Here is an 11,687-nt window from a genome sequence, read left to right on the forward strand (position 1 = left end):
TGGGCGGACACTTCTGCATACTCTTTCTGTTCCGCAGATACCATTTGCAGATAGTCCTCAATATGAAGTTGTCTGTCCTTAAATCCATCATTGGTTACGTTCATTTACTCACATCTCCTAAAGTTCAGTCCTTCCCACCGTGTTTGCAACCACAATGGTACTATGACCTCTGCTGACTTCTTGCCATTCGTTGTTACTACAAGTTTCATACTCTGTTTCCACTTGCTGACAAGACCTCCCTTGGTACCACACGTTTCTTTCTCTCCATCTATCTGCCACATTTACCATAGTTAATTCCGAGTAGTTATTGGACTTTAGTTTGTACAGCAACCTTATCCTTAATTATGGCCTAATGTGATTTCTGTTCGTCAGACCAGAGATTTGCCATCCGACTTCCTTCAGATTCCACCTCACGATGGACACCTTTGTCCTTGGCTGTATCCTTCCCACTACTAGGGCGGATTAGGGACTTTCACCCATTAGAAAACGTGCGCCGCAAGGCGCACTGTAGAAAGCCTCAGAAACATAGTGTTCCTGAGGCTTATAATCTCTTTATATCAGAATGTCTTAAATTGTGTTGTTCCTGTTAAAACTAGTTATCGATCCAATCTGCTATTTTATTTCCAACCTTTTTCCCGATTTTCTTAGCACCAGCTCCAACTTCCGAAGCTACCTTCTTAGTTTTAACATCAATTTCATGCTCTTTAATGTAGTTCTCTGCTTTATCAGCTGCGTTGTTTGTAACATCTACGGCCTTACCAACTCCATTTAAAAATTTCTCTTTGTTAATTAGTGTCATAAAACCCTCCTTAAGCACGTATTCACGCTCTTTTCTTAATAATTAGTATAACACTTAAATTATTTATATTCAATTACAGCATTTACTTTATCTTCTGTCTCAAAAATAACCACAAATCCTGTTTCTTTCTGATAAAGTTTCACGTGTACATCTGTATCCTTCAAGATTTCTTTTTTGTATTCAACTCTAACATAATCAAAATGTCGGCTATAATAGTCTTTTTCTGGCAAAATTTCATTAGCAATATCAATATAGCTAATATTGTGCATATGGCCGTTATAATCCATGTCTCGACGTTTTAATCGATATTCAAAAGTGGACAACGGACTTCCTAAATCCACCTCTTCCAATGAAATCTTATTAATCTCCTCGTCAAAAACAGATTCATTCTCAGACTGATACTTTTCTACAAATTCAGGCATAATTCTCATAGGACGACGTTTTTCTAAGTCCATATAAATCCAACGAGATGTGCCAATTGCCACAATCTCACCATTTTTGTCGTACAATCTGAAATCTCTATAAGCAAAAAGCTTATCTGCTTTTCTTGACCAAGTCACAGCATTTATTTCCTCATCATAATCAGGACGGCGAATTACCTGGATTTTCCAGTCTAAAACAGCCCAAGCTGCTTTATTTACAGGTATTTCCTTAACTCCATAGCCCACAGAAGCAGAGTGAAGCGAGCCAATATCCTCCATAATTGTCATAATAGTTTTAGTAGTTGCTAAATTCCCAACTCCGATATCTTCAACGCCTATTCTATAATTACTTTCAAATTTCATTTATTTACCTTCCTGCAAAATACTTCTAAAACTAACTTCATCAGCATTCCCTATTTCTTCTAATGCTGTATTCATCAGCATTTCCTATTGTATCACAAACTAACACCTAAAAATAAAAGAATTACAAAAAATCTTTACCTCTACAAATATGTATTACACTAATATGTAAACACTAAATTGTATAAAAATTGGAATTTAGTTCCACGTGAAACAATAACAAACAAATGTTTATATATGAATTCTAATTTATGTAATACAAACAATGAACTGAGTTCAATCTATTATAATTCATCACTTTTAAGTTTCCACATATAATTACAATTATATAATATGGTGTTGAACTCAGTTCACAAATCCAATAGGGCGAATATTCAGAATTCTCTTTGCTACTCCCCTTATGAACTCAGTTCAATCCTAAAGTATTATATATACTTAAGCAGGAGTCTTATAGGATCTGGAAACAAAATTTATTTGAACTCAGTTCATTTGTATAAAAAGGGTTAATAAATATCTAATATTACAAGATTATCAAAACTTGAACTGAGTTCAACATGATTATTTACTTCAATAATGGAACTAGGTTCAACATAACCATATGATTTAATGCTGGAACTGAGTTCAACTGATCATCTAATTCAATGATGGAACTGAGTTCAACATGATTATATGATTTAATATTGGAACTGAGTTCATTATTATCATATACTTTAATGTTGAACTGAGTTCAATAAATCCATACCGTAAAAGTTGCACAGAGTAAATAGGTTAATACTATATAATATGAACTGAGTTCAAAATTGTAAATTAAAAGCTGATATTTCGAGACAATTACACAGATTATCAATAAACTATTAAGAAAAACAAAAGTGATAACTGGAATCCAAATATAATTAAGCCCAGAAAAAATATAATTGAACTCAGTTCAAAATCACAAAATTGCAACTCAAAATCACTAAATTGCAGCTCAAAATCACAAAATTGCAGCCAGAAAGATATTTTTTTAAAAAATAAGGCTCATTTTTCAAAAAAAGTCTAAAATTTTATGTTTTTTTTAAGATAATAGCTAGGATAATTATTAGAAAAGATGTATAATGAAATTACAAATTAAATAGGGAGGTTAAAAATGTCTCAAGTTATAAGCTTAATTAATGAAAAAGGTGGCGTTGGAAAGTCAACTTCATCTATAACTATAGCTCAGATACTCGCTATATCAGGCTATAAAACATTACTAATAGACTTGGATCCTCAGATGAACACAACCAAGATGTTTGGTTTAGCTGAAGGAATTGATAATGAGAATTATGAACAGCTGTTCTGTAATAAGTTTGATTCAGCAGAAGAACTAGAAGATTTTATAGTTGAAACTGAATACGAGAATATATCTTTATTAGCAGCTTCAAGAGAACTTAACAATCTAATTTATGTTATATATGACCAGATGAAAGAGAAAAACGTTGAACTTCATCTACGTCACAATTTATCGCTTCTTAAAGAAATCTATGATTATATCATTATTGACAACTCACCATTTAAATCATATTTAACAACATGTGCAATGTGTGCCAGTGATAAAATAATCACACCTATTTGTGTTGATAATTTCTCATATGATGGTTTAATGTCATTAATTGATTCAGTAGACGCTCTTAATGATAAATACAACTTAAATATTGAATTTGCAGGTATTTTCATGACAAGAGTAGCAGGAAGAACAACTCTCTTTAAGCAGATGTTTGAATCATACGAGAACATGTTTGGAGATAAATTCTTACCACCATACATTAGAAATTGTATCGCAGTAAATGAGTCAAATACTACATTTGAACCACTTTTAACATACGATAAGAGATGTAGTGCATCACAGGATTACATTGAACTTGTTAATTACTTAGGTTTAATGGATAACAAGCACTATAGAGAATTAGCAAAATACTTGAAAGGAGAAAAATAATGGCTAAAAAATCATTTAGCGCAGGCGCAACAAAATCTGGTGTTTTGGGCAATGGCGGAGAAAAAATGAAAGATTTACAGGCTAGAAATCAATACAATTTTAAGTTCATCCCAAAAGAACAAATAAAAGCAAATCCAAAGAATGTTAAATATAGCCAAGATGGAATTGAGGCCCTTAAAGAAAGTATCTTAGTTAACGGCTTACGTCACAACCTTTCAGTTCTCTACGATCTAGATACTGATACATATAGACTTGTTTCTGGTGAACGTAGATTCCACGCAATTTCTTCAATGTCAGATAAGGAATACAACACACTTTTCCCAACAGGTATTCCATGTAAGGTTGAAAAACAGACAACAAGTGAGATAGACGAAGAAATTATGCTTATTTCTGCTAACCACGATGTCAGAGAAGCATCAATGGAAGTAAAGAGATGGGAAGTTAGCAGACTTAAAGAACTTTATGAAGCAAAAAAACTAAAAGGCGAAATTACTAATATCAACGCTGAAATTGCAAAACAGCTAAACATTAGTGAACGTCAGGCTAGAAAATACACAACAGCTGAGAAACTTATTCCAGAATTAAGTGAACTTCTTAATTCCAATGGAATCGATCTTAACCAGGCTGATAAATTCGGTAAGCTTGATGAAGACGCTCAGTTATCAATTTTAAACCTTATCAAAAATAACGGTAAAATCGATAATGAAGAATACAAATCCATCAAGAAATTATCTGAAGAAAAGGAAGCTGCAGCTAAGGAATATCAAGAAAAACTAGAAGCAGCAACCAAGGAATTAGAGGAAAAAAATCAAAAACTTGCCTTACTTGAAAGCAAACTTGATGAGATTCACCAAACACCTCAGCCTGAAAAAAGCAAGGAAGATCTTGAAGATGAATTAAAATTCGTTACACAAGCAAAGGATAAAGCTGAAAAAGAGCGCGCAAGACTTGAAACAAACCTTGAAAAGCTAAAGCAGCAACAAAAAGAAAAAGAGCAGCGTAAAACTGTAATAAGTGATACAGAACTTAAGAGAATTTCGTCAATTGCTAAAACAGAACAAGCTCTAAATTTACTTGAAAATAATTTTGATGTACTTAAAAATAATAAAGCAGTAATAAAAAATGATGCTGATTTACGTTTAAGAATTGAATTATTAAAGAGCAGAATGGACGATCTTCTAAATAACCTCTAATTTGCCCATATAAGCCTTTTCTTAATTAGCTATATAAGTTATCCTAAAATTAATAAAAACGCGAATACGGTCAAATTAAAGCTGTAAAATTTATAGAGTCTTTTATAAAAATAAAGTTATCCACATCAGATTACATAATAATAAAATATTTTGTTAACTGATGTGGATAATTATTATAAGTATGAACAGAAGATGTAGAAGTAGAGTTATTATTATTTATTATTATTATATGTCTTCTTATAAATGCATCGATATAACGATATATTCTTTAATTTTTTCATCTATTTTATATACTTTCCTATATAACATAATCATTAATTATAAACATTAATTGCTAAATGAAAATCTGTTAATCCCAGTATTTATCTATATTTGAAGATTTTTCCTGGGTAATTTTGTTTCTTGTGGAATGTTGAAAATATTATTGTGTGGTTTATTAATTTTTTAACACGTCGAAATCATTTTTTTTAAGAAGAATTTTTTTAAGATGATGAATAAAACTTAAAAATTTAAGTATAAAAGTTTCTAAAAAAAGACGAAAATTTTTTAAAAATTGTCGAAAACTTTCCAAAGGATAAAATCAAAAATCAAAATATAATTGCCAATGAAGATAGAATAGTAGTAATTTTCGCGTATTTTTTAAATAATTAAAAGAAGATTTAACAAAATAGGAGAAGTTAATTATTATAGACTGTTATTTCTGGTAAAAAAATGAATTTGATTGTACGAAAAGAAGACTGCTTATTTATTAGGCAGCCTGGATAGATGTATTAAATTTACCTCTTAATAAAGAATTTATCAGAGCTCCCACATCTTTTATATCGTTCTGACGATTGTTAAGATAGTAGGTTTTGTAAATAGTCTGGATAGATTCTATTACATAATCAAATGAATAATGAACGGCAATTCTTGCAATATTTAGAATTTCCTTAGGACTAAATTTGAGTAATTTAAATCCAGAGTTATTAGTTTCATTTTTAAAGAATTCATCGTATTTCGGATCGTATTCTCCTGATGTATTAACAATTGGAATATTTTTATTAAAATCCATGATGAAATCAGTAAACATATTTACATATTCATCAGTAAGTTTTTCCTTTTGTTTTTTAGCTAAGAATTTTTCATTCATTGTAAACTTAATTATTTTGTCTTCGATATTAACCTTGAAAATATCAGTTGGGTTTTTTAGAGAATCTTTGATAATACAAGGCTTGCAATAGTCTGGTAAGTTTTTCTTAATCTCTGAAATTTTAACAGAGTCAATACTTACAATTCCGTTGTATTTAACATTATCAAGATTTATAAGTTCGCGAAGATAGATTCTTAGCGCAACTAAGGAATTTATAGAAATTAAATTATCGAGCAATTCCTTTGACAACACAATAAAACCACGACCTCCCTTGTTAGCAGGAAGATAGTAGTTTTCATAATTGTTAATGATTACAGTTGCTGTGTTACTTGCAGTTTTTACATAATCTATGTAAGAATACGTGCTAAGAAGTTCTAAATTATTCCAAATGGTTTTTGGATTACAATTTAGGATCTTTGCAAGATTAGCAACATCAATATTATTAATAATTCCATGTCTATCTGGATGATAGAAGTGGAGTAGTAGTAGTAATTTGATGCCATTTGCTTTAAGCATAGGTTTATAACCATAGCGATTTTTTTCGTTATGGTAAATTGTTTCGTTCACGATCTTTGTTGTGAAAGATTTATATGGACAGTTGTTACAGTTATTGCAGCTTTCTTTGTACTTTGAACTGTTGGCTGGAAAAGCTGAAACTATTGCTTTGTTAATACAACCACTACATCTAGTATTAGTATAGTCAATTGCCTGAACCTCTTTAGTTACAACTTCGCTATAGTTTTTCTGAATACCAAGAGCTGGAATTAAAACGATTTTTCCAATATTAGCAAACTTATCCAAGATCTTTCACCCCCTTTTTCATTTGTGAGTTTATCAATATCTTGTGTTTTTATCAAATTAACGAAAATACTTTGTAATTGTCTACAAATCAGAATTTTGGGGATTTTTTGAGAAAAATTTACTCTAGAATTATCTACATTGTGCATAATTTACTCCAAAATTGTCTACGTTTTTTCTGAAAATTTTTTTTGTAGAGAAAATTGTGCAAAAATCGCCAAATTTACTCTAAAATTATCTACATTTAGCTTTTTTATGTCGAGATTTTTATGCAAATTTTTTTAAAACCCCCTATTTATCTAAAAAATGTAGACATGAAAAAAATGGACATCAAAAAAAGACGACAAAATTTTCTAGTAATTTTTATGAAAAAATTGTCAAAAGTAAAAAAAATATTGTGGATTTATGCGTAAAATTCACCAAAATACGCTGATTTTATCTACATAAAAAATATTTACTCCAAAAATGTCTACATTTGATTTTTACAATTTTAAAAATTACTCTAAATTTGTCTACATTTTTAGAGTAAAAAATAAATTAAGTAAATTTAAACAAAATAAAATGACTATTAATTTTCAAAAAAGTCAGATTTTATGCCTGTTTCAGAAAGAATATTCGAGTAAAATTTTAGATAAAGACGACAAAATGCTGTTGAAGCCTTTATTTTGGGGATTTCTGAAAAAGTAATTTACAATTTTTAAAAATTATTTTTAAATAGCTACTTTTGTTTAGAATTAAAAAATGTAGACATAAGTGGGGGAGTAGTAGAAATAAAATTTGAAGTAATTTTGAGAATTTATAAATTATGTAGATAGGTGGCATCTGTATTTAAAATTTTTGGTAGCTAGGGTCAACAAAATCAAAAATGAAAAAGTTAAATAAATTTAGAACTAATCTAAAACAAGAAAAAACAAATGAAAAAGGCAACAAAAATAGAAGATTATTGGCTTTCAAAAAAGAAGAATTACCCATATGCTAAAAAAAGAAAAGAAAAAGATTATAACAGGGAGACAAATTTTAGAAATCGTTGCCTTTATGAATAAAAAAATTCTTCTATGGGCAATTCCAGGAAAATACCTTGAATTTACAAGCAGAAAATCCCGAGGCTTTCCCCTAATACAAGCATACATCATTCCTCGCAGCCCAGTACTCAATGAACTCAACAGTAAATCACCACAATAACAGCAAACCAACACAATAACAGTAAACCACCACAATAACAGCAAATCACCACAATAACAGCAAATCACCACAACAAAAAACCCCGCCAGTAGGCGGGGATCTTTTTAAACTGAAGTTGTTAATTTGTCTTTTTTGTCGAATTGGAGATCTTCGAGTTCGGCGTCGGATAGTGGTAGGAATTTTAAGATAAATACGCCATTTTTTAGTTCGAAACTTTCGATGGCGATTTTGTTATCTACGAATTCTTGTAAGCTATCCTGGATGAGCTGAAGATTCTTCTTCTTATTCTTTAATTTGAAACGAACGATTTTCTGGAAGTAAGTGTAGCTGTATTCGCCGACTTTATTTTCCTGGTTTGCAATCTGTTCTTGTTTCATTGCGTAGCAAATAATCTTTGAAAGATTATTTTGTAGGACATCGTATGAAGCAGAAGTAATAGAGATAAGCTTTTTCTTAATTATGGCATTACTTAAAACTTCGCCGAACTGAGCAATAGCATATGGTCTTTCAGCATCTTCCTTTATGACAATATTATCGAAAAGGTTGAAGAAAATCTTGCTGCCATCTGATTCATAGAAAAAGTTGTATTCTACAAGCTTTCTGCATGAGTTTGAAATTTTTGTAAGTACATTCTTTCCAACGTGATAATTTACAACTTCCTTACCAAGAGTATTCAAATCCACGATTACAGATTTTTCTCTTGAGAACTCCTGCATGTTGATGTTAGATATGAATGCATTAACAAGTTTAAGGTCGTTAGTATCCATAGCCTTTGGTGGATTTAGTTTGCCGGAGTTAACATGAACTTCAAGAAGTTCTTTGCCATTTTCATCTGTTATAATTTCTTGCAAAATATTCTCAGATGCTTCGTTCATCATAAGTGTAAATGATGACGGACTAAAAAGTGGCTTGTCAACAAGTTCTGCAGGGAACTGTCTTAAATAAGAATCAATGTTTCCAGCAAGCTCTTGATCAATATATTTCCAAGCACTTATTATAAGATCATTCTTAAGTGAGTTATAAATTGACTTATCTGTAAATGATGATATACCTGGAAATTTTATAAGTAAGCTGTTGGAATCACTTTTCCAAGCTGTGGCTTCTTCTTTCTTCTCTTCGATGATTTCTGGGATATCCTTATCACCAAAAATATCTGAGTATTTTTCAATGGCAATTGTCTTAGCCATCTGAATGTCATTAGCAAGTGGATGCTTAGGATCATCAATGTTCATTGTCTCAATGTCATTCATGTAATTTTTATACCAACGAGCTCTTTTCTGTAATCTTGACTTTTTTATTTTATTTATAATTGGAATTAAATCATCTCGGCTAGTCTTGCCTTCTAAATGTTCCATCAAAGCTTCATCAATTAGCTCAGCAACATTATCAGCAGTAAATCCTTTATAGACTGATTTTTTCTTGTTGAAATAATCAATGATCAGCGGATCAATATGGCCACCTAATTCTTCGATGAATCGTCTTGAATATTGTTCCATAGGTACCCCCGTCTTTTTATTGCGATTGTTATATTTTACAAATAAAAACGCAGTTATAATTATATGAAAAATCACTGATAAAATCAACAAAATTATTCACATCAAAACAGTGCAAATGTGCATAAATACTGGGCTTAATGTGGATAAATTAAATTAATTTTTTTATTAATTCCGAAATTAGTTCCGAAAATTTTCTTAAAAAAATAATTATAAACAAGCATCCCAATCTACCCCTCCTTTTTAATTATGTTTGTTTGAAGTTTATTTTTTGATGAAGTGGTGGGTTGGTTTTTTTAAAAGTGTTTGACATATGTCGTCAATGTATGTCAAAATAAGTGTACAGGAGGGTTTAAGATGAAAAAGAATAATACAAAGAAGACAACAATTAGTTCTATTTTTACTGATAAAATCTGGGTTTATTTTGAAACTAACCTAGCTACAAGAACAAGGAAAGAATATTGGAATGTTGTAAAATACTTTACAAAATGCGTAGGACACGACCCTTACGAGCTTAGCTTAGATGATGCTAAGAAATTCTATGAGGATCTTATAAATAAGATACAGAAAGAAAAACTATCCTACTCCACTGCTGTTATGCGTTATTCCGTAATGCGTTCAATGTGTGACTTTATAGAGAATTACAGAATTTCTCACGGAGAACAATACACTAATTATTTCAAAGAATTCTCAATTCCAGAGCAGGATAAGATTTTTAAATCAAGAGATTTGCCAAGCCTTACAGTAATTGATAAGGTTCTTAAAAAAGCGTTAGAGTGTGATGATTACAAGGCGTTTACAATTTTTTCACTAAGCCTTAAATTAGGACTTACAAATAGTGAAATATGTAATCTTAAATTTGAAAATATTGCTATTGTGGATGAAGAAAACCTTGCCATAGAGTTAAAAGCCACTAAAGGCACAACAAGAATTCTTAGCTTAGATAAAGATATATCTGAAATTCTTGATAAATACATTAATATCTATCAAGTAAGTTCCGGCTATCTATTCCTAAATAATCGAAAAAATCCAATAAAGATGCGTGATACAGAACGTCTTCTCTTAAAATACATTGACATGTTAAATGAGCAAGGGGAAGAAATAAAGCCATTTACAATGCAAAGTCTACGTCATGTTGCCTTAACAGCAATGCTTAGCGGAGGGGCTACAAAGGAAGCTGTTGCCAAATTTACAGGCATTACAACAAAGTGGATGAACAGATATGAGAAAGTTGTCAAAAAATACGAGGTGGACAATACAAACCATTTAAGTGTATTATCAATTAAATCAAGTTTATAGATTAAAGAAAGGATACTAACATGAGCAATCAAGAAGCTAACATGAACAATCAAGAAGCTAACATGCGCAATCAAAAAGCAAATTACACATACACACACAGAGTTCAATACTATGAAACAGACCAGATGGGCATTGTACATCACAGTAATTACATTAGATGGTTTGAAGAAGCGAGATCATACGTATTAACACAGATTGGCATGGGATATGAGACAATGGAAGAAAAAGGCATCATAAGCCCTGTGCTATCTGTTAGCGCTATATATAAGACTATGACTCATTATTACGATGAGGTTAATATTAATTTAGAAGTTACAAAATACAACGGCATTAAGCTTAGCCTAAAATATATTGTAACAGATGCTAAGACAGGAGAGGTTAGATGTGAAGGAAAAAGCGAGCATTGTTTCCTTGATAAAAGTGGACATCCAATCTCTTTAAAAAGAAACTATCCTGAAATTCATGAAATACTAGATAAACTTAATCACCCATCAATTTTAGAATAGTGCAGTTTCTACCTTTAATTATTTTAGAATTAAATCCCTTGCAAATAGGACAAGCGTAATTAAATTCTCTAGTTGGAACATAATCCTTATTACAGTCAAGGCAAGTTGCTACAACTTCCTGGCTTACTAATGTCAAAGTGGCATTAGAAAGGATTGTGTTCTTTTTTGCTGCCTCAAAGGCATTTAATAAAAGCTCATCCACACAACCTGTCATTTTTCCAACGGATACTACAATCTCAGATACAGTGCTTAAATTGTTATCTTTAGCCGCTCTAATGGCTTCATCCACAATTTTTATACAGTAACTCATTTCATGCATTATTAATAACCTCCAAATAAATCCAAAAAAAATCAAAATTTAATTCAATAATAAATTCAAAAATAAATCCAAAAAAGATTTTAGCAAACCTTTTTAAAAATACAATAAAAATGCACTATTTAATCCAAAAAGAATTTGAAAATAGTATATCAAAAGATTATAATGTAGAATGCATTGGTCTATAAAATTACATGAAAGTTCATTATTAAAAAACAAGACAACATGCACATTTA

The 11,687-nt window shown here is 30.7% G+C and carries 10 protein-coding genes; 5 read left to right on the forward strand and 5 right to left on the reverse strand.

Annotated elements, in window-relative coordinates; all coding sequences use genetic code 11:
* Positions 1 to 592 precede the first annotated feature (592 nt).
* Positions 593 to 799 (reverse strand): hypothetical protein, encoded by a 207-nt coding sequence (locus tag T537_RS0107565; protein ID WP_027437683.1) that lies wholly within the window; start codon positions 797 to 799, stop codon positions 593 to 595.
* Between the two features lie 59 nt (positions 800 to 858).
* Positions 859 to 1,584 (reverse strand): acyl-[acyl-carrier-protein] thioesterase, encoded by a 726-nt coding sequence (locus T537_RS0107570; RefSeq protein WP_027437682.1) that lies wholly within the window; start codon positions 1,582 to 1,584, stop codon positions 859 to 861.
* Between the two features lie 1,123 nt (positions 1,585 to 2,707).
* Between T537_RS0107570 and T537_RS0107575 the strand changes: the two genes are divergently transcribed.
* Both T537_RS0107575 and T537_RS0107580 read left to right on the forward strand, forming a co-directional pair.
* Positions 2,708 to 3,535: a ParA family protein gene (locus tag T537_RS0107575; protein ID WP_027437681.1), complete on the forward strand. Its 828-nt coding sequence runs from the start codon at positions 2,708 to 2,710 to the stop codon at positions 3,533 to 3,535.
* The gene (locus tag T537_RS0107580; protein ID WP_027437680.1) at positions 3,535 to 4,728 is read left to right on the forward strand and encodes a ParB N-terminal domain-containing protein; all 1,194 of its coding nucleotides are present in this window, start codon (positions 3,535 to 3,537) and stop codon (positions 4,726 to 4,728) included. Before T537_RS0107575 ends, T537_RS0107580 begins: the two co-directional genes overlap by 1 nt.
* Before the next feature lie 748 nt (positions 4,729 to 5,476).
* On the opposite strand, the gene T537_RS0107585 is transcribed toward T537_RS0107580, so the two are convergent.
* The gene (locus T537_RS0107585; protein ID WP_031557032.1) at positions 5,477 to 6,658 is read right to left on the reverse strand and encodes a hypothetical protein; all 1,182 of its coding nucleotides are present in this window, start codon (positions 6,656 to 6,658) and stop codon (positions 5,477 to 5,479) included.
* Positions 6,659 to 7,627: 969 nt separating this feature from the next.
* Between T537_RS0107585 and T537_RS0107605 the strand changes: the two genes are divergently transcribed.
* Positions 7,628 to 7,837: a hypothetical protein gene (locus T537_RS0107605; RefSeq protein ID WP_031557034.1), complete on the forward strand. Its 210-nt coding sequence runs from the start codon at positions 7,628 to 7,630 to the stop codon at positions 7,835 to 7,837.
* A 104-nt stretch (positions 7,838 to 7,941) separates the two neighbouring features.
* Here T537_RS0107605 and T537_RS0107610 read toward each other — a convergent pair whose 3' ends face one another.
* Entirely contained in the window at positions 7,942 to 9,333 is a 1,392-nt protein-coding gene (locus tag T537_RS0107610) for a hypothetical protein (RefSeq protein ID WP_031557035.1), read from the reverse strand.
* Between the two features lie 354 nt (positions 9,334 to 9,687).
* On the opposite strand from T537_RS0107610, the gene T537_RS0107620 reads away from it, so the two are divergent.
* The gene (locus T537_RS0107620; protein WP_027437676.1) at positions 9,688 to 10,629 is read left to right on the forward strand and encodes a tyrosine-type recombinase/integrase; all 942 of its coding nucleotides are present in this window, start codon (positions 9,688 to 9,690) and stop codon (positions 10,627 to 10,629) included.
* Between the two features lie 41 nt (positions 10,630 to 10,670).
* A complete protein-coding gene (locus tag T537_RS0107625) occupies positions 10,671 to 11,135 on the forward strand; it encodes an acyl-CoA thioesterase (RefSeq protein WP_034244486.1) in 465 nt (154 codons plus the stop codon).
* Here the strand turns inward: T537_RS0107625 and T537_RS0107630 are convergent.
* On the reverse strand, positions 11,110 to 11,454 hold the full coding sequence (locus T537_RS0107630; protein WP_027437674.1) for a hydrogenase maturation nickel metallochaperone HypA/HybF: 345 nt from the start codon (positions 11,452 to 11,454) through the stop codon (positions 11,110 to 11,112). The two genes, T537_RS0107625 and T537_RS0107630, sit on opposite strands and share 26 nt — an antisense overlap.
* Positions 11,455 to 11,687 lie beyond the last annotated feature (233 nt).

It is taken from the genome of Lachnospira multipara LB2003 (assembly GCF_000702205.1).
GTDB lineage: Bacteria > Bacillota > Clostridia > Lachnospirales > Lachnospiraceae > Lachnospira > Lachnospira multipara_A.